General features: G+C 53.8%; 24 protein-coding genes. 22 read left to right on the top strand and 2 right to left on the bottom strand.

The features are described 5' to 3' along the window. Positions 1 to 184: 184 nt before the first annotated feature. The 11 genes from HMPREF1207_RS04335 (at position 185) to gndA (ending at position 12,745) form a co-directional block, all read left to right on the top strand. Complete coding sequence (locus HMPREF1207_RS04335) at positions 185 to 1,684, top strand: serine/threonine-protein kinase (protein WP_016423466.1); 1,500 nt, start codon at positions 185 to 187, stop codon at positions 1,682 to 1,684. A 16-nt stretch (positions 1,685 to 1,700) separates the two neighbouring features. Next, positions 1,701 to 2,786, top strand: a complete 1,086-nt coding sequence (locus tag HMPREF1207_RS04330) for an SAF domain-containing protein (RefSeq protein WP_009672605.1) — start codon at positions 1,701 to 1,703, stop codon at positions 2,784 to 2,786. A gap of 31 nt (positions 2,787 to 2,817) precedes the next feature. After that, positions 2,818 to 3,525 (top strand): hypothetical protein, encoded by a 708-nt coding sequence (locus HMPREF1207_RS04325; protein WP_009672648.1) that lies wholly within the window; start codon positions 2,818 to 2,820, stop codon positions 3,523 to 3,525. Beyond that, complete coding sequence (locus HMPREF1207_RS04320) at positions 3,522 to 4,352, top strand: hypothetical protein (RefSeq protein ID WP_009672653.1); 831 nt, start codon at positions 3,522 to 3,524, stop codon at positions 4,350 to 4,352. The genes HMPREF1207_RS04325 and HMPREF1207_RS04320 overlap by 4 nt, the downstream gene beginning before the upstream one ends. Before the next feature lie 6 nt (positions 4,353 to 4,358). After that, the gene (locus tag HMPREF1207_RS04315) at positions 4,359 to 6,266 is read left to right on the top strand and encodes an ATPase, T2SS/T4P/T4SS family (RefSeq protein WP_009672663.1); all 1,908 of its coding nucleotides are present in this window, start codon (positions 4,359 to 4,361) and stop codon (positions 6,264 to 6,266) included. Next, positions 6,253 to 8,334, top strand: coding sequence for a hypothetical protein (locus HMPREF1207_RS04310; protein ID WP_009672598.1), 2,082 nt, complete (start codon positions 6,253 to 6,255; stop codon positions 8,332 to 8,334). Before HMPREF1207_RS04315 ends, HMPREF1207_RS04310 begins: the two co-directional genes overlap by 14 nt. Before the next feature lie 21 nt (positions 8,335 to 8,355). Then, entirely contained in the window at positions 8,356 to 8,835 is a 480-nt protein-coding gene (locus HMPREF1207_RS04305) for a hypothetical protein (RefSeq protein WP_009672600.1), read from the top strand. A gap of 8 nt (positions 8,836 to 8,843) precedes the next feature. Further along, positions 8,844 to 9,230 (top strand): hypothetical protein, encoded by a 387-nt coding sequence (locus tag HMPREF1207_RS04300; RefSeq protein ID WP_009672661.1) that lies wholly within the window; start codon positions 8,844 to 8,846, stop codon positions 9,228 to 9,230. 28 nt (positions 9,231 to 9,258) lie between these two features. Beyond that, complete coding sequence (locus HMPREF1207_RS04295) at positions 9,259 to 9,798, top strand: hypothetical protein (RefSeq protein WP_009672658.1); 540 nt, start codon at positions 9,259 to 9,261, stop codon at positions 9,796 to 9,798. Next, positions 9,785 to 10,768 (top strand): hypothetical protein, encoded by a 984-nt coding sequence (locus HMPREF1207_RS04290; protein ID WP_009672579.1) that lies wholly within the window; start codon positions 9,785 to 9,787, stop codon positions 10,766 to 10,768. Before HMPREF1207_RS04295 ends, HMPREF1207_RS04290 begins: the two co-directional genes overlap by 14 nt. Before the next feature lie 564 nt (positions 10,769 to 11,332). Further along, on the top strand, positions 11,333 to 12,745 hold the full coding sequence (gene gndA, locus HMPREF1207_RS04285) for an NADP-dependent phosphogluconate dehydrogenase (RefSeq protein WP_009672647.1): 1,413 nt from the start codon (positions 11,333 to 11,335) through the stop codon (positions 12,743 to 12,745). A gap of 90 nt (positions 12,746 to 12,835) precedes the next feature. Here gndA and HMPREF1207_RS04280 read toward each other — a convergent pair whose 3' ends face one another. Next, positions 12,836 to 13,177: a hypothetical protein gene (locus HMPREF1207_RS04280; RefSeq protein ID WP_331271671.1), complete on the bottom strand. Its 342-nt coding sequence runs from the start codon at positions 13,175 to 13,177 to the stop codon at positions 12,836 to 12,838. 186 nt (positions 13,178 to 13,363) lie between these two features. Here HMPREF1207_RS04280 and HMPREF1207_RS04275 point away from each other — a divergent pair, with 186 nt between their 5' ends. Further along, the gene (locus tag HMPREF1207_RS04275) at positions 13,364 to 13,912 is read left to right on the top strand and encodes a shikimate kinase (protein WP_009672659.1); all 549 of its coding nucleotides are present in this window, start codon (positions 13,364 to 13,366) and stop codon (positions 13,910 to 13,912) included. A 25-nt stretch (positions 13,913 to 13,937) separates the two neighbouring features. Here the strand turns inward: HMPREF1207_RS04275 and HMPREF1207_RS04270 are convergent, their stop codons facing one another. Further along, positions 13,938 to 14,231 carry a rhodanese-like domain-containing protein gene (locus HMPREF1207_RS04270; RefSeq protein ID WP_009672581.1) on the bottom strand — a complete coding sequence of 98 codons (294 nt, stop codon included), beginning with the start codon at positions 14,229 to 14,231 and terminating at the stop codon, positions 13,938 to 13,940. A gap of 132 nt (positions 14,232 to 14,363) precedes the next feature. Between HMPREF1207_RS04270 and crcB the strand changes: the two genes are divergently transcribed. The 10 genes from crcB (at position 14,364) to HMPREF1207_RS04220 (ending at position 23,647) form a co-directional block, all read left to right on the top strand. Beyond that, positions 14,364 to 14,741 (top strand): fluoride efflux transporter CrcB, encoded by a 378-nt coding sequence (crcB, locus tag HMPREF1207_RS04265; RefSeq protein ID WP_009672614.1) that lies wholly within the window; start codon positions 14,364 to 14,366, stop codon positions 14,739 to 14,741. Then, entirely contained in the window at positions 14,738 to 15,097 is a 360-nt protein-coding gene (locus HMPREF1207_RS04260) for a fluoride efflux transporter FluC (RefSeq protein WP_009672635.1), read from the top strand. The genes crcB and HMPREF1207_RS04260 overlap by 4 nt, the downstream gene beginning before the upstream one ends. A 57-nt stretch (positions 15,098 to 15,154) precedes the next feature. Then, a complete protein-coding gene (gene aroA, locus HMPREF1207_RS04255; protein ID WP_036739800.1) occupies positions 15,155 to 16,453 on the top strand; it encodes a 3-phosphoshikimate 1-carboxyvinyltransferase in 1,299 nt (432 codons plus the stop codon). 34 nt (positions 16,454 to 16,487) lie between these two features. Beyond that, a complete protein-coding gene (locus HMPREF1207_RS04250; RefSeq protein WP_009672611.1) occupies positions 16,488 to 17,282 on the top strand; it encodes a C39 family peptidase in 795 nt (264 codons plus the stop codon). Positions 17,283 to 17,334: 52 nt separating this feature from the next. Then, entirely contained in the window at positions 17,335 to 17,760 is a 426-nt protein-coding gene (locus HMPREF1207_RS04245; protein WP_009672637.1) for a CoA-binding protein, read from the top strand. Positions 17,761 to 17,954: 194 nt separating this feature from the next. Further along, positions 17,955 to 18,707, top strand: coding sequence for a hypothetical protein (locus HMPREF1207_RS04240; RefSeq protein ID WP_009672650.1), 753 nt, complete (start codon positions 17,955 to 17,957; stop codon positions 18,705 to 18,707). Positions 18,708 to 18,842: 135 nt separating this feature from the next. After that, positions 18,843 to 20,735, top strand: a complete 1,893-nt coding sequence (locus tag HMPREF1207_RS04235; protein WP_009672615.1) for a glucose PTS transporter subunit IIA — start codon at positions 18,843 to 18,845, stop codon at positions 20,733 to 20,735. Then, positions 20,728 to 22,458, top strand: coding sequence for a phosphoenolpyruvate--protein phosphotransferase (gene ptsP, locus HMPREF1207_RS04230; protein ID WP_009672651.1), 1,731 nt, complete (start codon positions 20,728 to 20,730; stop codon positions 22,456 to 22,458). The genes HMPREF1207_RS04235 and ptsP overlap by 8 nt, the downstream gene beginning before the upstream one ends. A gap of 31 nt (positions 22,459 to 22,489) precedes the next feature. Then, on the top strand, positions 22,490 to 23,035 hold the full coding sequence (locus tag HMPREF1207_RS04225) for a type 1 glutamine amidotransferase domain-containing protein (RefSeq protein WP_009672636.1): 546 nt from the start codon (positions 22,490 to 22,492) through the stop codon (positions 23,033 to 23,035). A 165-nt stretch (positions 23,036 to 23,200) separates the two neighbouring features. Next, complete coding sequence (locus tag HMPREF1207_RS04220) at positions 23,201 to 23,647, top strand: hypothetical protein (RefSeq protein WP_009672657.1); 447 nt, start codon at positions 23,201 to 23,203, stop codon at positions 23,645 to 23,647. Positions 23,648 to 23,741: the final 94 nt, after the last annotated feature.

The raw sequence follows: 23,741 nt of genomic DNA, 5'->3' as shown, positions 1-23,741 counted from the left end.
GAGGTTTATCCGAAATATAGGGGTTTTGGAAAATATTGTTGTCAGGACGGGCCGGGTATGCTATCTTAAAAAAGAACAGAATGAACCGGTGCGGAAGAACCGCCCATGAGTGTGCTTAAGTGCATGCCGTGGGCGGTTTTTTGTGCTGCGCCGGGAAAAAACAGCAAAAGGAGAGACGGCAGCGGTGAAACCCGATCGAGGCCGGCTGTATGCGGGAGATATTCTCGGCAGCCGCTACAGAATCGTTTCAACCGTCGGCAGAGGCGGCATGGGAACCGTGTATCTGGCCGAAGATTTGAAACTGAAAGGAAAGCGCTGGGCGGTCAAAGAGACTCTTCAGCAGGTGCAGGATTATCAGCGGTTCGTAGACGAAGCGGAGATGCTAATCCGCCTTCATCACGCTCATTTGCCGGGTATTGTAGATTATTTCCCCCCGGACGATGAAGGCTACAGCTACCTGGTAATGGATTATATCGCAGGGGAGACTCTGGCCGAGCGATTTAGCCGCACGGACGGACAAGTGGGGGTTGCGGCTGCGGTGAATTACGCGCTGCAGCTTTGCGATCTGTTCCACTATCTTCATGACGAGCTGCCGGTTCCGATGATCTATCGCGATCTGAAGCCTTCCAACATTATGATCGACGGCCAGGAACAAGTCAGGCTGATCGATTTCGGCATTGCCCGGCATTTCAAAAGCGGCAGACAAGCGGATACGGTCCAAATAGGAACGATCGGTTTTGCCGCCCCGGAGCAGTTTCAGCAGCTTCAAACCGACCGCAGGACCGATCTGTATTCGCTGGGCGCGGTGCTGTACTACCTGCTGAGCGGAGGGAAGTATCCGTATTCCTCCGGCTTCCCGCTCGCGCGGTTGAATGAAGAAGTCCCGCACAGCTTGTCCGTCATCATCGAGAAGCTGCTGGAGCACGATCCGGACCACCGTTATCCGAACGCAAGAGAGCTTCGGGAAGCGCTGAGCGGAGTTTACGCGGCTTTGTGCGGCGGAGAGGGGCCGCCCGCCCGTTCCGGCGGCTTTCTCGGCCCGGTTGTGATCGCGGTCTGCGGGACGGGGCGCGGTGTGGGCTGCACGCATACGGCCGTTTTACTGGCCCATTTTCTAGCGCGTAAACGCCGCACCGTGGTGTTGGCCGAGGCTAATGCATCGGCGCATTTCAGCCGCATCGAGGCCGTGTACGAAGGCTCAGACGAGCCCCTTTGCGGCAGCGCGGCATTCGACTTACGGGGGGTGCGGTATGCCAAAGCGGGCGATGGGCTGGACATGATCGGGACTTTGTCCGGATCGTACGATTTTGTCGTTCTGGATCTCGGAAGCTACGACGAAACGGAGTGGTTCGGGGAGTTTATGCGCGCCGCCGTCCAGGTCGTCGTTGGTACGGGCTGTGAATGGAAGCGCCGGGACATCGCAAAGTTCTTCCGCAGCTATCCCGTACCGGAGCCCGCCAAGTGCAGCTTGTTCGTGCCGCTTGCGTCCGCACAAACGCTGAGGGATATCCGCCGTATGCTGCCGGACGTGCGGCTGCTCGGCCTGCCGGCGCATACGGACCCGTTCTGCCATCAGCAGGTGACGGCCGAGCTGCTCGACGGGTGGTTGGGGCTCCCGGAACCGCGCACGCGGGGGAACGGCCTGTTTATGCGCCGATGGTTCCGTGCGCGAGTGCCGAAATAACGAAAGGAGAGAGAACGTGTCCATTATTCGCCAGAGAACGAAACATCTGATCTACTCGGGCCTGATAGGTGCCTTGACCGCAGGACTGCTTGCTTCGGGGGGATTTGTTTATACGGGGCTTCAGCATCGTAAAAAGCTCACCGAGCTGGAGTATCGTTACCAGGCCGACCTGTCGGAGGCTAAATCTTCGACGGCCAAGACCGAAAGGAGGAAGGTGGTTGTGTTAACCCGGGATATCGAAGCGGGAACAAGGCTTGAAGACGAAGACATTAAGTATCTGGAAATGAATGCGGCTGATGCGCCTGCCGGATCGGATCTTGATCTGCGGCAGGTCGCCGGCAGGACGTTCAAGCTTGCCGGCGTTAAAAACACGCCAGTACTGGCTTCCATGCTGTATGAGGAAGGCATGCTGCCCAAAGATGTCCGTCAGGAGGAGTTCAACGTAATCGGGCTGCCGAGTCTGCTGAAGAAAGACGATTTCGTCGATGTGCGCATCAGCTTTCCGACCGGTCAGGATTATATCGTACTGGCGAAGAAAAGAGTGGACAACGTCTCGGAAAGCACCGTGTGGCTCAAGCTCAGCGAGAAGGAGATTCTCGATATGTCGAGCGCCGTCGTCGATGCCTATCTTCATGGAGCGAAGCTCTATTCGCTTCCTTATGTGGATCCCCAGATGCAGGACAAAGCCGAGCCTACTTACCCGGTCAACGCCAAGGTGCTTGAGCTGATTCGCACGGACCCGAATGTGCTGGAGACGGCTAAGCTGGATCTGATGAAAAGTATGAGGCTGCTGCTGGATAAGGATCTGCAGAATATGGACGACGCTTCGAAGCAGAAAATAAACGCCGGTATAAACTCCGGCCGAACAGGCGGTAACCCGGCCGGAATTGGCGCCGTTCAGGGAGAGGAGCCCCCTTCGGTCTTCGGGCCTTCTACCCGGCCGTCCGCTAAACCTGAGGTGAGCGCGAAACCGGGCGGCTCCTCGCCCGGGTTAACCGGATCACCCGATAAAATGCCGACGGAAAGCGTCGGGCCCGAAACGCCTCCCTCTGAAATCAGGGAGAGGCAGGAAGATATTTTCCGGGAAGCGGTACAGCCATGACCCGCCCGGCTTATAGAGGAGAGATACGCCGATGAAGCTGCTTTGCGTGGGAGCGAAGGAACACAGTGACCTGCTGCTCGGCATTTGCCGATTGGCGGCGGTGGGGGGAAGACGCGTACTGCTTATAGACGGAACGGCATCCCGCAGGCTAAGCTGCCTCGTCGCCCCCGAACCTGTTCCTGAACTGGTTCAGTATGATGAAATTGATGTGGCCTGCCATTTCGCCAGCTTGGATGAAGCCTTGGAGCATACCGCCGCAAGCGGATCGGTTTTGGAAGAATACGACATCGTGATGGTCGATACGGACCGGGCTGACTTTCCGGGGGCCGCAGGCGCTTATCCGTTCGAAGGTCTCTTCCTGACAACGGCCTACGATAAATATACGATGAGGAGAACGGCGGAACTGATCTGTTCATTGAATGATGTCTGCCAGGTGAACATCCTCACAAGTACGGTCATCATACGGGATGCGGTGGAATGCGGCATTGACGAAGCGTATGTGGATAAGGTGCTGGCTCCGCTGCCGTTCATAACGCCTGACGAATATCACAAGCTGCCGTTCGATGAAGTGGATCTCGCTGTACGCATCGACAGTGAATATCAGGGAAAAGTCGGAATCAGGCGCATGTCCAGAGCGTACAGGAATGTGCTGCTGGCTGTTACGAACGAAATAACCGGAGAGGATAGAAGTGTTCTCAAACGGATGATCAAACAAGCCATGAGGAGGAAAACAGGATGAGTCAGGTAGCGTTTTGGGCGCCCGTACGGGGGCATGGAGCCGCAACATCGAATGTGCTCGCGGTCTCTACGATGATCGCGCTTGATTATTACGCACGGATTATGATTACTCATACGAAAAGAACAAGAACGGCGCTGGAAAACGCCTTCGGTCGGCCTTCTTCGGACGGCAATCTGCTGTCGTTCAGCGAGTACGGGCTGGATGCGCTGGAACGGCTGCTTCAAAGCGACAAGATGACGCCCGAGACGATCCAAGATTACACGAAACCGATCGTAAAGGACAGGCTGGACCTGCTTCCCGGTTCGAGGAAGCCGCTTGCAGACCCGGATTGTTTCCGGGAAGAAGCACTGCCGTACATCGTAAACAGTGCCAGCCGTTACTATGACCTTACCTTTGTTGACGTCGGAGACGGGTATAAGGAAGGCAGCTCCGAGGCTATTCTGCGTAATTCGGATTTGATCGTCGTCAATCTCAGTCAAAACCTTGAGCTGCTGGAGCGATATTTCAACAAGGAACTCTGGACGGAATCTCTGCAAAATAAACCACTTCTCCTCGTGCTGGGCGATTATGACGGAAGCTCCCGCTTTAATGCGGTTAATCTGGCCCGGAAATTCAAATGGAGGCAGCCGCTCTATACCGTTCCGCACTGCACCGGTTATTTGGATGCCTGCAGCGATAAAAATGTGCTTGAGTTTTTTTTGAGGAGCCGAAATGCGGGGCCGGGTCATCCTTCGTATGCATTCATTACGGAGGTCAGGAAGCTGACCAAAGCTCTTCTACACCGGCTGGGCCTGGATTCGAAGCTTATGCAGGAAAGGGGAGCCTAGCCCTCCATGCCCACGGACAGGTTAAATCTCGCTTTGATCTTCATGGTGGTTATTTTTGCGGCAGTGTGGTTTATTACCAAAACGGGAGGCTGGCGCGGCAGAAGACCTTCCGGTCCGAGACGGGGAAAAAGTTACTCTATCGAGGCAATGACTGCCTTCATTAAAGAAGCTTTTGCCGAGATAACGGCGGGCGGAGGCAGCGAACTCCGGTTGTCCGAGGAGGAATACCGGCGCAGCCGGAACAAAAGACTTCAGCTGAAAAGAGCTCTGAAAGGCTGCGGACACGGCGATCTGAAGGACAAACGATACGTAAAATCCGTCATGCTGGACCTGCTGACCGGTGTCTACGGACTTGGTGAAACAACAATTCACCTCTCTCTGCCTTTTCATAAGCCCGAGCAGCTCGCGACACAGGACCGGTTTGACATTCTGCTTCATCTGTATCGGAAAAAGTACGGTTACAACGGCCTTCATGAGTTAATCCGGAGGCATAAGCTGGATGCCGTTAAACATGTGATTGAAGACGGCCGCACGCCTTCTTATATCGTAACGGCGGAAGAGATTGCGCACGTATTCCGCAAGGAAGCCGGGCTGCTGTCGTTTCAGGATAAGCTGGAAATTGTCGTGCAGCGGATCTATCAACATTACAAAGGCTTCGGCGTGATCGATGCCATCCGCGAGATGAACATCGACGGTGTATCGGGAGGAGTTTCCGGAGCGCTTCCGGACAGTGCCGGGCATCGTGGAGCTCCGCTTGCGGAGAGAGAGGCTGACGGGAATCACCGGCATAGGAAAGAAACCGCGTCTTTCGATAGCGTTTGGGTTTTCTACCGGGGAAAACCCATCCACTTTTCGTTCCTAAGTTTCGGCAGTAGTGAAGAACTGCGGCGGGTCTGTCAAAACATCTACAAATATAATTATCCGGGTCAGCTTTCCGAAACGAACGGCTATAAAGTGAACGATATGAAGGACGGATCCCGTGTCGTTGTGGTCCGGCCTCCCTTTTCGGAATCCTGGGCGTTTTTCGTCCGCAAGTTCGATCTGCCCAACGCTTTGCTGGACCAGCTTGTCCAAGGCGGCAATGCCGGGCTGGCTGTGGAACTCATTCGTCACCTTGTCAAAGGCTGCCGGATAACGGCCGTGACGGGTGCGCAGGGCAGCGGGAAAACAACCTTGCTGATGGCTATGGTCCAATCTATCTCCGCGACCTTGACGCTTCGCGTACAAGAAATGGCGTACGAACTGCATCTGAGGAATTTATACCCGCAGCGCAATATTTTAAGTTTCCGGGAGACGGATCACATTACGGGGCAGCAGGGTCTCGACGTGCAGAAAAAAACGGACGGAGCCGTTCATATCCTGGGGGAAGTGGCAACCGACACGGTCGCCGCCTGGATGATTCAAATGGCTCAGGTAGCCAGCTTGTTCACCCTTTTTACCCATCATGCCAAAACGTTTGCCAGCCTGATCGACTCGCTTCGCAACTCACTGCTCAAAACGGGAATGTTCCAAGATGAAGTCATGGCCGAAAAGCAGGTTATCCGCGTGATTCATTTTGACATTCATCTGCGTAAAAGTGCCGACGGAACGCGTTTTATAGAACGGATAACGGAATGCGTTCCGCTGGATAGCGATTTATATCCGAGCGAAAAAGCGGGCATGACCGACAAGGATAGGGTTGAATTCCCGGGTTTTCTGGACGATGCTTCCGAATTTTTTCGGAGGACAACGGACCGTAAACTTTACGAACAACGAAACATTGTGGAATACCGGGACGGTGCCTACCGGGTTTGCCGGCCGATCAGTCTCCGCAATACCGAGGAAATGCTGGATCATATGACACCCGCGGATGCCCGGGCATTCGAAAGATTCTTGGAAACGCATTGGGGAGGCGATGTTATTGCCGCTTCGTGATTGGCTGCTTGCGGTCGCTTTATTCAGTGGGGGCGTCGCATGCGTAATTTGGCTTCTGTACGTATACGCGGTTAAAAGGCGGGCCAAGCTGAGCGGTTACGGGGAGGACGAGCTTCAAAAACTGCTCTCTCCTTTAAACGGAAATGGAAGAAAACAGATCGAACGGTTGTACGGGAAATGTTACGAAATTATAAGCAAAACTCCCGGGATTTCCCGTTATACACAGCGTATACGCCGGAGGATTGCTCCTTTATACTCCTACGACGAGAGCGTGATCCGAATGGAAACCGGGCGAATTACGCTGCTTGCTCTCCTGATCGGCTGGCTCACCGCGGGATTTGTTTTTCTTTTTTACCCGGATGTTTCTTACATGCTCATGATTTTGCTCGGAAGTCTTGTTCTCCACGGCATCCTCATCGATACGCTCGTCCACCGGGCCGAAGACCGGCTGCTTCGGCAAATGACCGAGTTTTTATCGGATGTCCGGCACTTTTATCACCAGCACGGGATGGTGGATGAGGCGGTTTATGACGCCGCTCAGATCGCGCCCAGGCAGTTGTCGCTCCATGCGGATGCGGTATACGGCACTTTGACCTCCGACCATCCGGAGAGCAGTCTGGAAATCTACTATGAGCATGCGCCGAACCGTTTTTTGAAAAGCTTTGCGGGCGTCTCCTTTTTAGTTAGGGAATTCGGAGACAAGCTGCTTCCGCATGGCTCCATGTATCTGCATGCCCTCAGCAAAATCACCTCTGAAATCCGCCTTGAAATACTCCGTAAGGAAAAACTCCATTATCTTTTAAAAGGACTCGCTATTATTGCCATCTCCCCGATTTTAGCTGCCAAGCCCATTGAAACGTGGGCGCGCAATAACTTCCCGGCTATGGATGAATTTTATACGGGGGCAGCGGGATTTGCAGTCAAAACAGGCATTTTCGTGCTGATCATCGTCTGCTTTGTCCTACTCAGAAAGCTTCAGGATACTGCAGAGGAAGCAGGAAAGCGCAGAACAGGCCAGAGACCGCCCGAGCAAAAATGGCTGGGTAACCGGCTTGTCAACGCGGTCACGCAAAGATTCGTCCCCGCAGAGCATTCCATGGAACGGGGCAGGCTGCAAAAGCTTCTCAGGGAAGCCAATTCCCCTTTGCTGCTTGAATGGCTTACCCTCCGCCGCCTGCTTACGGGGCTCGCTTGTTTTCTTCTCGTGCTGGGAATGTTTCTGATTATGCAGAGACTGACCCTGCAGCAGGTTTACTTTTCGCCGACCCGCAATCAGGCGATGTTCGGCAGCCTTTCTCCGCAGGAAAAACGGAAAGCGCTGGAAGCTGCGGCCTTTGACCGGAACGTCATTCAGAAATTGGAGCGGTCCGGCAGAGAGCTTCGTGAAATGATAGCCGAAGAAATGCGGCAGCAGGGATTCCAGTCCGATCCTGCCGCCCTCAACACCGCGGGAGAACGGATTAAGGCAAAACTGGACAGTATTGCGGGGGCATATTTAAGCTGGCGGGAGCTTTTGTTCTGTTTTATTTCCGGTTGGGCGGGCTACCACAGTCCGGTTTGGCTGCTGCACATGCAGAAACGAATGCGCAGGATGGAAATGAAAAACGAGGTGGACCAGTTTTATACGTTGTTGACCATCCTCGCTCATTTCGAAAGAATGTCCGTCGAGCACATGCTTGAATGGCTGGAACGTTTTGCAGTCTTGTTTCAGCCCCCGCTGTCCGCATGTCTGCTCGACTACGAAGCGGGGGCGGAGGAGGCGCTGGAAAAGCTGAAGGAGGAAGCCGCCTATGCTCCCTTTGTCCGTCTCGTTGAACGGCTCCAGGCTGCCGTTAACCATATTCCGGTCAAGCAGGCGTTTGACGATCTGGAAGCGGAGCAGCAGTATCACTTCGAACAGCGCAAGCAGGACTATGAGCGGATGATCGAAACCAAAGCCGGCTGGGGGCGCTGGATCGGTTTTGCCCCTATGTATGCACTTGTTTTCCTCTACCTGGTCATTCCGCTCGTTTATATGAGCATGCAGCAGATGAACTTGTATTATCAGCAGATCGGTAAAATTTCTTAATCACAAAGGAGCTGGATTACAATGGGAAACGCACAGAAGGCACTGATCATGGCGGCAGGTTTTTTTCTGGCCATTGCTCTGATTACGATAGCGGTGGTGATGTTTATTTCCGCACAGGATGCCACGAAAGCGGCGCAGAACAATTTTTCGGATATTCAGACGGAGCTTTCCCAGACGGCTTTTACCGTATACGACAATACCGTGGTTTCGGGGAGTCAGGTTGTAAACGCGCTGCGTAAATTTGCCGACAAGGAGCAGTTCGGGATCCAGGTTCAAACGGGAAAAAATCCGGTAGGCTCCTGGTATACGAACAAGATTGATACCACATCACCGTCAAGCAGCAATTACGGTACAGTAATCGCCTCGATATCCAGGGATGCTGTTGCGAACGCCACCTTGGAGTCTCATATGGATTACGTGAATCCGAGCGGAAAATTCAAAGCGCACATCATTAAGGATAAAAGCAATGTGATCCGTGCGATTGAATTTATGCAGCAGTAGACGAAGCGATGAATCATGCGGCACGCTCCATGCTGTTTGCCGGTGTTTCGGTCTGCATGTTCGTCTCGGCTTTAGTCACGGGCATGATGCTGCTTCAAAACGTACGGGGAGCCATTGCGGACACTTATTTATCCCGGAAGCTTCTCGATTACAACCAGCAGCCCGCAAATGCCGCGCTCGAAGAGGTTTTGGTAAAAGGATCTGATCTGATCATGTCCATGTATTTAAACGCCGGAGAACCTTACGACATTATGGTAAACGGCAAACGCTACCCGGGCGGCCGGGAGAAAGAAGAAACGGACCCAGCCGGCATAGATCCGGCTGCAGCTTATCGTTTTTATGCGGTGCGCGATACCGGAGGAACGTTAAAACGAATCGTATATACGACGCCTTGAATTGTAAGGCGTAACGGGGAGGGAGCAGGTGGATACGCTCAGCAAGGCCTTTGTCCTCATTTTAACGGTTATGCTGCTGTACATTTATCCGCTGTCGGATTCGGCGGCCAGGGAGGATGATCTTTCTCGGGTGATCGCTTTCGAGACGATGACACGTTTTGTCGACAACGTGCGCGATAAAGGACGGCTGACGCCGGCTATGTACGAACAATTTCAAAAGGAGCTGACAACCTCCGGCCAGGAGTTTGATGTCAAAATGGAGCATATGCACAAACGGTACGTGCCCGTATATGACGACCAAGGGCGGTTCGCGGAGAAGTATACGGTGGAGGACGAAGCTTTCTATAAGGCCCAGATTCTTCCCGTGCTGTTTCCCGAAAACTCGCTTCCGCCGAACCATGCGGATCGTACCTACAAACTTGGCGCCGGTGACTATTTCACTGTGACCGTGCGCAGCCCGAACCGTACACCGGCAGTTGTCTGGCAGGACGCTTTAAACGGGACGAACACGCCCGGCGGACAGCTTTACATGCCGTACGGGGGAATGGTCCGCAATGAAGACAGCTAAACTGGCCATTTTCTTTGTTCTCATTTATGTGCCCTTCGCCTGGACGAACAAATTCGATGCAAAAGCCCAGTTTCAAATGCTGTTTCTGGAGACGAAATACGATGCCGCTGTGAATGCGGCCGTCCAGGACGGCGCGGCGGCTCTTGCCGTCAATGAAAAGCAGGGGGAAGAGGCGCGGTATGAATCTTCGAAGAAGGTCCGGGTCAACCGGAAAGAGGCTGTCGATAGCTTTTATAAAACCTTCTTTTCGAATTTCGGCGTGTCGGAGAATGCGGCGGGCCGGCAGGTTCTTGATTCTTATCTTTCCGCTCTCCTCATTGTCGGCTACGACGGCTGCTACTCCTACACATTCGAATCCTATACGGGGGAAGACGGCTATGAGCGGAGCCGGAGACTGGAAGGGCCGAAAAGGCCGTACGTCTACCAGGACCCGACAGGAGAGGTTATAGCCTTTACGCTGGACGAATACGTAACCGTGAAAAATGCTTCGGGAACCGGCTGGATAGAAGGGTTCCGGAGCGAGATCCAGCCTAAAACGCAAACGGCGCTTTTAAAGCCGGGGGCACGCTTTGACGAAGTCAGGAGAGGCGCGATTATAAACACGATCCAGCGCGAGCTAGAAAATGCGATCCGGGAGCACAATATTCAGACACGCCGTTTGGGAGCTGCCTATACGTTCACGCTGCCCCTTCTGTCGGACGAAGAATGGAGCAATACGATCGACGATGTGGGGATGCTCGCTTTTGTACAGGGCATTCCGATCGGATACCGGACCTATAACAATTATGCGCTGGGAGGGGCAAGGATCGTGAAGCGGCCCGTGTTTTATGGATACCGGCAGAGCAACCTTCCTTATTTCACGAGCAGCCGGTGCCCGCGGCCCCAGGAGATTCTGGAAACCTTCACAAGCTCCAAAGCCGCTGCTGCAGCCGGTTATTACCCGAAGGAATGCGTCAACGGACGGACATAAAACACTCGTTTTCCGGACGGAACAAAGAAAGCGCTCTACCGAAAAAGATTGTCAGATAAAATTGACATCCGATCCGCGGAACGTTTATCATCAAGTCAACGATGAGTTCGATGCGGCTTCCGCACATTTGTGATGCCACGTTTCATTTATGACTGCAGTGGTTTAACGTCATAATGCGGTTCACGGGCGGAATCAGCATGTTGGGCGGTTTGACTGATCTGTGCTATCGGGGGCGCTCGGGTCCATGTTAAGAACTGGAACATGCGGCACGCGGAATCAGGCGCAGATGCTTTGGGAAATCTACGGGAATGTGGAAACCACCGGGCAATGTGCTTTTTTTCACACAAATTTTCGGCTGTTCTTACACGTGTAACGCCCCGAATTTTGATCAGCAAACGCAAGCCCGGAAGCTTTGCCTCGAGCCGTGAGCAGCGGTCCTTGCATGATCCGTAACGGAAAATGCGCCGTTTGTTCCCGAGCGGGTCGAATCCATCCTTCGGCAGCCGTTCTGACACCAAGTGGGAGCGGTGACGATCTAATACAAGAGGAAAGGGTGTTTGATTCATGTCCAAACAGCAAATTGGTGTAATCGGTCTTGCGGTCATGGGTAAAAACCTGGCGCTTAACATCGAGAGCCGCGGCTTTACCGTTTCCGTTTTTAACCGCTCGCCTGAGAAAACGAAAGAACTTCTTGAAGAGGCAACCGGTCGCAACCTGGTCGGTACTTTCAGCATGGAAGAATTCGTGCAGTCGCTCGAAACTCCGCGCAAAATTTTAATTATGGTCAAAGCCGGACAAGCGACCGACGCGACCATTGAACAACTCGTTCCGCTTCTGTCCGAGGGAGATATCCTGATCGACGGCGGAAACGCCTACTTCCCGGATACCCAGCGCCGCAACAAAGAACTGGAAGCACGCGGCATCCGCTTTATCGGCACGGGTGTTTCCGGCGGTGAAGAGGGCGCGCTTAAAGGCCCGTCCATCATGCCTGGCGGACAGAAAGACGCATACAAGCTCGTGGAACCGATCCTGACGGCGATCTCCGCCAAAGTGAACGGCGATCCATGCTGTACGTATATCGGTCCGGACGGCGCCGGTCACTACGTTAAAATGGTACATAACGGCATCGAATACGGCGATATGCAGCTGATCTGCGAAGCTTATCAACTGCTTAAAGACGTGCTGAACGTCAGCACGGAAGAACTGCACGAAATTTTCACGGAGTGGAACAAAGGCGAGCTGGACAGCTACCTGATCGAAATCACCCGTGATATTTTCACGAAATACGACGAAGAAACCGGCAAGCCGATGGTCGACGTTATCCTCGATTCCGCAGGTCAGAAGGGCACGGGCAAGTGGACCAGCCAAAGCTCCCTGGATCTGGGCGTGCCGCTTTCCATCATTACGGAATCCGTGTTCTCCCGTTTCCTGTCCGCCATGAAAGAAGAGCGGGTAGCTGCAAGCAAAGTGCTGAACGGTCCGGCGGTGAAGCCGTTTGAAGGCAAGCGCGAAGAGTTTATCGAAGCGGTCCGTAAAGCTCTGTACGCGAGCAAAATCGCTTCGTATGCACAAGGCTTCGCTCAAATGCGCGCCGCATCCGAAGAGTACAACTGGAATCTGAGTTACGGCGAAATCGCCATGATTTTCCGCGGCGGCTGCATTATCCGTGCTCGTTTCCTGCAAAACATCAAGGATGCGTACGACCGCGATCCGGAACTCCGCAACTTGCTGCTGGACGATTACTTCAAAAACATCGTGGAAAACTACCAGGATGCTTGGAGAAACGTCGTTTCCGTAGCGGTAACGCGCGGTATTCCGGCACCGGCTTTCGCCTCCGCGCTGGCTTATTACGACAGTTACCGCACAGAGCGCCTGCCGGCCAATCTTCTGCAAGCCCAGCGCGATTATTTCGGCGCGCACACGTTCCAGCGTGTGGATAAAGAAGGCACCTTCCACTACAACTGGCTCGAAAGCTAACAACGGAACCCGAACCGGCTCCGTTCCGCCTTACCGGACACTGCGTCCGTTTCGCCGGCTTCCAGTGGGGTACGGCATCGCCCGTGCTTCCTAATCGTTTGCCGGTGAGGAATCCCGCTCCGAAAGGGGTTCATTCTCGAAGAGACCGTACGAAGCTTCTTTCAGACAGCTTTTGATACGGTCTGCTTCCTGATCGAAGGCGCTTCTGCGATGGACAAGCATCATGGACACTTCGGCGAAAGATTCAAAGTTTTTCAATAGACGCGGCTGAGTGAGTTCCTTTAACCGGGGATCCTGCTCAGCCATTTTTTTGCGTATAAACTCGAGCGCCCAGACTACGTCATCTCTGCACAGCATGTACGAGGGCTGAAGCATCTGACTCAGCCGACCGGAAGTATTCCGGCCGGGATCGGGAATCCTGGGATGAGGCATCAATCGGACATCGCTCCTTGTAATCTACTGATCCTTCTACGGATTGCGTACGTACTCTCATTTTTGCTGTCTTTGAAAAGGTTTATTCACTATACCATATGAAATTGATGCGATTTGTATTCATCCGGGGCTTTTGCTGTGATATGATAGTGGAAAGTTTAAACCGAGAGAGGATCGACGGGCACGATGAGCACACAACCGAGATCAAATATAGTGCTGATTGGGTTTATGGGCACTGGTAAAACGACTGTCGGGTTAAAGTTGGCTGATCGGTTGGGTTGGCCTATGATAGATACCGATGAGGAAATTGTAAAAAAAGCCGGAATGTCGATTCCGGAGCTGTTCGCCACGCACGGGGAAGCTCATTTCCGGACTTTGGAGCGTGAGGTCATCCGGGAGACGCTGGCCGGCAGCCATCGGGTGATTTCAACCGGAGGCGGTGCCGTACTGGCGAAGGAGAACCGGGCGTGCATGAGCGAGCGGGGCTTTGTCGCGGCTTTGTCCGCAAGTTTGGAGACCATCGTGGAGCGGGTTAAAAACGACTCCAACCGGCCTTTGCTGCAGGGAAGCGGACTGGAAGAAAAGGTCCGTACGATGCTCCAGGAACGTCAAGATGCGTACAGGTTTGCCGACCTTACAATCGATACGTCACCGCTTGCCGCGGACGACATTGCCGAACACATCTTTAACGCCTGGACCAAAGAAAGGCTGAAGCGGGAAGAACTTTCAGGCTGACCGGGCCGCTCGTCAGGCGGCGGGCTTAAAGCTGTTCCCAGGCGAGCATTCCGCCCTCCATGTTTTTCAAATTCGCAAAGCCTTGGGACTCCAGGAAATCGTATGCTTTCCCGCTCCGGTTGCCACTGCGGCAGACCAGAATGACTTCGCCTTCTTTAGGGATTTCGTGAAGACGGGTGTGAATTTCCATCAAGGGAATCGATTTGGCACCGGCAATTTGACCGGCCGCGACTTCTTCGGGCTCGCGTACGTCGATAACGCACAGCGGCTCACCCGCCGCAAGTCGGGCTTTCAATTCCGAGGGTTGAATCTTATTCATATCAATCGCACCTCCTGTATTCTCGTTTTCCCTGTAACTATACAAAACCCGGAAGCACGGAGTCAAACCGTCTCCGGACTTCACCGAATCTATCTTCAAAGCAAAATACGGGACAGAATAGGTGGTTTGCCCATGAAAAGTTGGATCATCGGAACAGCCGGCGTGTTCGGAGCCCTGTCCCGGTATGGGTTATCCGTTCTATGGAACGAAGGGAATGGTTCCTTCCCGTGGGGCACGCTGGCCTGCAATATGATCGGCTGCATTCTGCTCGGTTATTTCAGCGAAGCTCTGCTGCCTAAATGGCCGCAGGAGCTGCGTACTGCCGTTACGACTGGTTTTATCGGAGCTTTCACGACTTTTTCCACCTTCAGTATGGAAACGGTCCGGATGCTTCGAGATAATCAGGTGCCGGCAGCCCTGCTTTACATCGGGGTCAGTCTGTTGGGAGGGCTTGCTGCCGTCAGTCTGGGCACGGCTGCCGCGCACCGCAGGAAGGAGAAAGCCCTATGAATGCGGGCTGGATGAATGTACTGCTGGTAGGGGCCGGAGGATTCGTCGGCTCCATCGCCAGATATAAATTAGCCGGCTGGGTCCAGAGCCGTTCGGCTTCTCCGTTTCCATTCGGCACACTGGCCGTCAATCTCACAGGATGTTTTTTCCTGGGGTGGCTGTTCGGGCATGTGACGGATGCCGCCTTGCTTATCGGGCTGGGAACAGGCTTTACCGGCGCCTTTACGACGTTTTCCACTTTAAAGCTGGACAGCTGGAAGCTGAGAAAGAAAAAACTTTTTAATCTGGATATGATCTATCTGGCCGTAAGCTATCTGGCCGGAATCGGCTTGGCTTTTGCCGGCTTTTACATATAAACAGAAGGCCGTACACAGACCACTCATCGACCAAAGGAGAGAACTACCATGAATTCCATGAAAGCCATTGTAAAAGCGACACCGAACCTGCAGGGAGAAATTCAGGCGCTGTCTTCCAAAAACTATACGACCCGTTACCTCCTTCTTGCAGCGCTCGCTGACGGTACGAGTACGATCCACTACCCGGCTCACAGTGAAGACAGTGACGCCATGCGCCGGTGCATCCGGGATTTGGGCGCGGTTATCGAAGAAGACGAGTATAAGATGGTGATTAAGGGATTCGGCAAAAACCCTCTCCCGATCAAAGAATTAAACGTCGGCAACGCGGGAGCGGTTCTCCGTTTTCTGATGTCTACGGCAGCCCTCTGCCAAAGCGAAGTTACTTTCATTAATCAATATCCGGAATCGCTCGGCAAGCGGCCGCATATGGATCTCATTGAAACGCTGGAACAAATGAACGTCCAAGTCGAACATAATGAGGGCCGTCTGCCGATAACTATTAAAGGGGGACAGCCCCGCGGCGGCAAAATTACCGTGTCGGGCAGCGTAAGCTCGCAGTTTTTGAGCTCCCTTCTGTTTTTGACTCCTCTGCTCCAAGAAGACAGTGAAATCGAAGTGCTTCACGATTTGAAGTCCAAAGTGATTGTCGGACAAACACTGGAAGTGCTCGAACAAGCAGGGATTCGCGTGGAAGCCAGCGAAGATCTTATGCATTACCGGATTCCCGGCAATCAATCCTACCGTGCGCAGGAGTATGTCGTGCAGGGGGATTACCCCGGATCCGCGGCGATCTTGGCGGCTGCGGCCGTCACCCGCTCGGATGTTACCGTTCATCGTCTCGACGAGAACAGCCGTCAAGGCGAGAAAGCCTGCGTGGACGTTCTCCGCGCCATGGGAGTCTCGCTGACTCACAAGGATGGAATCGTGCGCGTACAAGGCACGGGCAAACTTAAAGCCGGCGAATTCGACGGCGATCATTTTACGGACGCGGTGCTTGCTATGGTAGCGGCCGCGGTGTTCGCGGAAGGCACCTCGCGTTTTTACAACGTGGAGAATCTCCGCTACAAAGAGTGCGACCGGATTACGGATTTCCTGAACGAGCTGCGCAAAGCCGGAGCCGACGTGGAAGAGCGTCAAAGCGAAATCATTGTCCACGGCCGGCCGGAAGGGCTTGAAGGCGGCGTGGAAATTAACGCGCATTATGACCATCGCGTCATTATGGCCCTGTCCGTGGCAGGGCTGAGGAGCAAGCAGGGTCTTGTTATCCGTGACGCCCACCATGTGGCCAAATCTTATCCGCAGTTTTTCGATCATATGATTTCACTCGGAGCGCACATCGAATTAACGAACGAATGAATGGGTGAATAGGATGCGCATTATTTGGAGGGGCATGAAAGTAACGTTCGGTTTCTTTCTGATCCTCGGGTTATTGTTCTCAGGCGGTTTCATGTCTGTGATGCTATATGCCAAAATAAGCGGGCAAGACGTTCAGACTGTCATGGCTATGGACGCGAAATTGGAAAAACAGCCTCTGCCTGAACCTGAGCAGCCACCGGCGGCGGAACAGGTTCCAGAGCAGCGGAAAACGAAGGCTATGATCGATGCGCCCGTTATCGCGCAGAAACCGGAACTGCCGTCCGGCTGCGAAATTACTTCGATTGCCATGATGCTTCATTATAAAGGCATCAAATTGGACAAGATGCAGCTGTACGACGAAATGCCGAAGGACCCGACTCCTATCGTTTGGAACAAAGACGGGACGATTGCTTCGTGGGGCCACCCGAACATTGGCTATGTGGGAGACGGTACCGGGAAATCCAAAGGCTTCGGCATTTACCACAAGGCGCTGTTTCCGCTGTTGAAATCGCATATTCCTTCAGCCGTAGATTTAACGGGCGAGTCTTTTGACGCGTATGAAAAACAAATCGCAAACGGCCGCCCGGTTGTCGTTTGGACGACCATCGGTTTCACGATGCCGACCCGCTGGTCCGAATGGAATACCTCCATCGGTCCGATCCGCGCGACATTTTCCGAGCATGCGGTATTAATGGTCGGTTACGACGAGACGTCCGTTTACGTGAACGACCCGTGGACGGGCAGCAAAAATGTTCAGCTGGACAAAAAGCTGTTCATCGGCATCTGGGAAGCGATGGGCAAGCAGGGCTTGTCCTATACGGCTGATTAAGAACAGACAACGAACAAGGCCGGTTCTTTAAATAGCGAAAGGGAGTGTTCTCATGCCTTTTGAAAATCCGTCCAGAGACGAAATCAAAACCTTGCTGGCTTCGGCCGGCCCCATTGCCGTAGTTGGTTTGTCCGATAACCCGGAAAGGGTGTCGCACATGGTATCGGCAGCCATGAAATCACGCGGATACGAGATTATTCCGGTTAATCCGAATGCGGATGTCATTTTGGGCGGCCAAAGCTATGCCAGTCTGTCCGATATTCCGGGTAATGTGGATATCGTGAATGTGTTCCGCAGAAGCGACCAGGTCGTGCCGATCGCGGAGGAAGCGGTCCGCATGGGAGCCAAAGTTCTTTGGCTGCAGCAGGGCGTCTATAATGAAGAAGCGGCTGAAATTGCGCAACGCGGCGGGCTGACGGTCATAATGGACCGCTGCATCAAGGTGGAAGATGCGATTTTGAATCCGAGAGGCAACTGAACCGGTGCGGCACAGCTGCTAAAAGTGTCAAAACCCGACTAAAGCGCAAGCTCTAGTCGGGTTTTGTTTTTTCTGAAAAAAATTTCTGGGACGGTTCATAATTTCAGCGGCTCCTGCAAACAATAGTGGAGGCTTCAGAACAAGGAAAGACTTGTCTGGAAGACTCATTAATTTCCTTAAAGGAGGAACTCCGCATGTACAACCAGTATCAAAATCAAGCTGGTATCGGCTCCCAGTCCCAATACCAAAACAAGTTCCAGCCGACCGGTTATGTTCAATCTTCGTACGGTCAGAACCAGTTCCAAAATTCCCAATACGGCAGCTACCAAAACCCGCAATCGTTCCACACGGCTAACTACCGCGGCAACCAACCGGGTCATGACAGCTACCTGCGCTCGGATTCCCAAACTCCGGCCCAACAACAAGGCTTCGGACAAGCTTCCTACGGCCTGACTCAATCCTTCGGTTCCCAAGCTTACGGCAACCAAGGAAATCAATCCTACACGAGCCAACAACAAAGCTACGGACAATTCGCTTCCCCTCAGTCTTATCACACGGCTAACTACCGTGGCGATCAGCCGGGACACGACAGCTACCTGCGTTCGGATTCCCAGACTCCGTCCCAGCAAGGCTACGGCCAAGCTTCTTACGGGCTGAGCCAATCCGCTATCGGCCAAGGCTACGGCTCTCAACAAAATTACGGTTCCCAATCCTACGGTCAATCCTATGGCCAAGGCTACGGCACGCAAAGCTACAGCCAAGCCGCGTCTCCGCAGTCTTACCATACGGCTAACTACCGCGGCGACCAGCCGGCCCATGACAGCTACCTGACTTCGGATTCCCAAACTCCGGCTCAGCAGCAGTTCGCCGGTTACTCCAGCAGCGTTGGTTCCGCTCAATCCGGCCGTTTTAACACGGGCATTCCGTACACGACAGGTACGTTTTAATTAAAGGCTGACGATAGCTCACAGCATCGTTATGCTGCATGACGCCAACAAGCGGGTCTTCGGACCCGCTTATTTGTTTTTGACAAAAAGTGCGGCAGCCATTAGGATCGAAATAGAGAGGAGGCAGGGCTTAAGTTGAACTGGATGGGAAATTTGCAGCAATTCGGGCGTTCTTTAATGCTTCCGATGATTACGCTCCCTGTTGCCGCAGTACTTATACGACTGGGAATCCTGCCATGGGATAGTATGGGGGCGGCATGGCTCGGCGACATGATGCTGCTTGCGGGTCATACCATATTTACATATTTGCCGCTCGTGTTCGCGGTAGGCGTTGCTCTCGGTTTGACGGAGAATGCGGGTATCGCCGGACTTTCCGCACTGATGAGCTACTTTTTATTCACCGTACTGACCCAGCATCAGCTGGGCGAAGCGTTTCAACTGGGTGTCGCGGGAGGAATCCTGATCGGTCTGCTGTCGGCGGTCGCGTACCACCGGTGCAAGCGAATCCAGCTCCCCGAATACGTACAGTTTTTCGGAGGACCGCGGATGGTTCCGCTTATTATGGGAGTCGTTACGCTCGTGCTGTCCATCCTGATGATCAAGCTGGGCCCCGTCCTGGAGAACGGGATGGAGCAGTTGACGGCATGGGTTCTCAGCCTCGGCGGATTCGGTGCTTTCTTGTACGGCATCGCGCATCGTCTTCTTGTGCCTTCCGGGCTTCATTATATCCTGAACAATTTCTTCTGGTTTCAACTGGGTGCTTACAAAGAACCGAACGGTGACATGGTTTATGGCGATCTGCCCCGTTTCTTCGCGGGTGATCCGACGGCCGGGGCCTACATGGCCGGACTGTATCCGATTATGATGTTCGCGCTTCCCGCCATTGCCTTCGCCATTATCCACGAGGCCCGGGAAGATTTGAAGCCTCATGTCCGAGTGACTTTTATGACGGCGGCGCTGACTTCGTTCCTGACCGGCGTCACGGAGCCGATTGAGTTTGCCTTTCTGTTCGTCGCTCCTTACTTGTTCGTGATTCATGCCATTTTATCCGGCTTTGCCATGTGGATCGCATATGCGCTGAATATCTCGCACGGCTTCTCTTATTCCGCCGGAGCTATCGATTTTGTCATTAACGAGCATTTGTCGCGCAACGGTTGGATGCTCATTCCGATCGGACTCGTGTTCGGAGCGGTGTACTATGTCATGTTCAGGTACGCCATCCGGCGTTACCGCATTCCGACCCCGGGGCGGGAGGAAGGTTCATCGCTGGAAGAATGGGCAGGCGATATCCCTTACCGGGCGCCGCTTATCGTCCAAGCGCTCGGAGGCAAGGGGAATATCAAAAAAATCGAAGCCTGCATCACACGGCTGAGATTGACGCTCGAATCCGACCGCCTCATGGATATCGCCGCACTGAAGCACCTTGGAGCGGCCGGAGTTATCCGCTTAGGCGGCGGCAACGTGCAGGTTGTTTTCGGCACGTTCTCCGAACTGATCCGGGAAGAAATCATGAAGCTGCTGCGCAAAGACATTCAGCTTGTGCTCTTCAGTTCCCCGATGGCGGGGAGAATGATTCCGCTGGAGGACGTTCCGGACCGCATTTTCGCGGGGAAGATTGTCGGCAACGGGGTTGCTTTCATACCGGATAAAGGGGAGTTGTTGTCGCCGGTAGCCGGTAAAATCATGCACGTCTATCCGACGATGCATGCGCTCGGGATTCAGACAGAGGAAGGACTTGAAGTTCTGCTGCACATCGGCATCGACACATCCACATTAACCGGAAATTTCTTCGAGGCCCAAGTACAGCCCGGAGACGAGGTGGAGGCGGGGCAGCTGCTGATCCGTTTTAACTACAATCAGTTGAAGAAGCACGCCAAATCGCTGGCCACCCCTATGGTGATTACCAATTCGGACCGTGTCAAATCATGGAGCTTCGCCCCCTATAAATCCGTGAAAAAAGGGCAGGCGTCCGTGATGTCCGTTGTGCTGAAAAAACCGGAACAGAGCGGAGGGACTTCAAATGTTTAAAGGGATAGGAGCTTCATCGGGGATCGCCATGGGTCCCGCTTACGTGATCCCCGCCTGGGATTGGGAGTTCCCGGATAAGATGGTGGACGCCACCGATTTGTCGTTTGAATTCGAACGGCTGTATGACGGGATCCGTTCGTCCAAAGACGAATTGGAACATATCAAACAAGAGATCCGGGACGTCTTGGGCCAGGAGCAATCGTACATTTTCGACGCTCATCTGGCGATTTTGGAAGATCCCGTGTTTATGAACGAAATTCAGGGCATCATCAGCCGGCAGTACAAAGCCGCAGAGGTGGCCGTCAAAGAAGTGATCGACAAATTCGTCGAAATGTTCGACGTGTTGGACGATGATTATATGAAAGAACGGGCCATGGACATTAAAGACGTAGGCAACCGTCTTCTGAAGCATCTGCTGGGCAGCGGGGACGATACACCGCCGCCGACGGATCATTCCTACGTACTCGTGGCGAAGGAGCTTACCCCTTCCCAACTGGTGCATCTGGACCCGGCCCGCGTTCTGGGTATCGTCACGATGATGGGCGGACTGACCTCGCACACGTCGATTATGAGCCGCGCGATGGGAATTCCTTTCGTGCTCGGGCTGGAAGGCAAGCTTATCCGGCCTATTCAGAACGGAGACTTGATGATTGTGGACGGCGAGGAAGGGATCGTCTACGTGAACCCCGACAGCAGCACCGTGGAGCTGTACGAGTCGCGTAAGACGGACTGGCTCATGCACCGCGAGCGGCTGCAGGAAATCGCCCACGTCCCGTCCATGACTCAGGACCGCAAGCAGGTCCGGCTGGCGGCGAATATCAGCTCGATCAAAGAAATCGACCAGGTGCTCAAGAACGGCGCCGTCGGGGTCGGTTTATTCCGCTCGGAATTTCTCTACATGGACCGCGACTCCCTGCCGGATGAAGAGGAGCAGACCGAGGTGTATAAGCAGGCGGCGGTCAAGCTGGACGGCAGGCCGCTCATTATCCGCACGCTGGATATCGGCGGAGACAAGAAGCTGGATTATCTTCCGCTTCAGGTGGAGGAGAATCCGGCGCTGGGATGCCGCGCCATTCGGATCTCGCTGGATCGCCGCGAGCTGTTCAAAACCCAGCTCCGCGCGATTTTGCGGGCCTCGCACTTTGGTCAAGTAAAGCTTATGTACCCGATGATCTCCTCGCTAGGCGAGCTCAGAGAGGCCAACGCTCTGCTGGCGGAAGCCAAGCAGGAGCTGAAAAGCCGGGGCAAGCCGTTTAACCCCGACATTGAGGTCGGCTTGACGATCGAAGTGCCGGGCGCGGCCCTGATTGCCGACGTTCTGGCCAAAGAAGTCGATTTCTTCAGCATCGGAACCAACGATCTGATCCAGTTCGTTTTGGCGGTGGACCGGATGAACGACAGCATCGCCCATTTGTACAATCCGTATCATCCCGCCGTAATCCGCCTGCTGAAGCTGACCATTGATGCGGCCAAGGCGGCTGGTATACCCGTTGCCGTATGCGGGGAGTTCGCCGGGGATATCCGTGCGCTGCCTCTTTGGCTGGGGCTAGGCATCGAGGAGCTGAGCATGTCCGTCCAGCTCATTCTTCCGATCAAGCACCGTCTGCTGACGAGCAATCACGCCGAGTGCGAACGCCTGCTTCAGGAAGTCCTGCAGTGCGGCACCAGCGAGGAAATCGAGCAGGTGCTCCGGCAGGCGGATTCCCGGTCGAGCGCTTCTTAACCTATTCTCACTAAACCAGGAGGGATTTACTATGACCGTACAGGATTTGAAAGGCCAGCGCATACTGGCGTTTGTTGATGAGGAATTCGAGGATCTGGAAATGTGGTACCCCGTTCTTCGTTTGCGGGAAGCGGGAGCAGTCGTCGATATCGCAGGACCTAAAGCGGGCGAAATTTATCACGGCAAATACGGTGTGCCGATTACGACGGATGTCGCGTTCGGAGACGTAAGCGCGGCCGATTATGACGGGCTGTACGTGCCCGGCGGCTGGGCGCCCGATAAACTGCGCAGATATGCCGACGTTCTGCGGTTTACCCGCGAAATTCATGAGGCGCAAAAACCGATTGCGCAGATTTGTCACGCGGGCTGGGTTTTGATTTCGGCCAAAATCGTGGAAGGCTATACGATGACCTCTACGCCGGGCATCCGGGATGATCTTGAAAACGCCGGAGCGATCTGGGTGGACGAGGAAGCCGTGGTCGACCGCAATATCGTTTCGGGGCGGCGTCCTCCGGATCTGCCCGCTTTTATGAAAGCTTTTATCGAGGTATTGATTCAGAAAAAGGCCTCAAACTAGCGGTTGGCACAGAGATTACGCTGCCTTCAAAAATAAAATGAAATTTTCATAAAAAGGGAATATGTGACAGTCCCCGAAAAGCAGGAATATTATTCACCCGGATAGAAGTAGCTAGGTAAGACGAAGACAGCAAGGTTCTATCGGCTGCTAAAGGAGTGAGTGATTATGCAAAAAGGGTACTGCTGCGGACAACCGATTCATTTATGCCTGAGAACCGTCGTGTTCCAACAGAAGGTAGAGATTGAAAACGTACCCATCTACTCATGCGAAGCATGCGGGAAAAGCGTTGTTTATTCGAGCGTAAAACCTAAAGTTACGGAATTGATCGATACGTTGGGCCCGAAACCGGAAAAGCAGATCCTGCGGTTCGAAGACGTGTCCGAAATCGCCTGCCTCATCGTTCGGCTCGCCTGTTCTTCTGAGGATGGGTACGGATTTAAGCAGGCCGTGGAGGAAAGAGTCAATGAACTGCTGGATCTGCTGCTTCTGGCTACCTCTGTCGGGGATATGGGCTGGGCAGGGGAGATTCGCAGCAGGCTGGCCCAAATCAGCGAGCATATGCTGTCGGACGACCGGCTGCAGGAAGTTTTTGCGGATAGGACCAGCGGCTGATGCCCGCAGTGCCCTTTCCGTACATACCCACCCGCCGGATGCGCATGGATAGGGTTGCAGTTGATTACATAGCCAACTTGTACGATGGAATTCC

The sequence above is a fragment of the Paenibacillus sp. HGH0039 genome (genome assembly GCF_000411255.1).
Lineage (GTDB): Bacteria > Bacillota > Bacilli > Paenibacillales > NBRC-103111 > Paenibacillus_F.
This window is presented reverse-complemented; position numbering and strand designations above follow the sequence as displayed.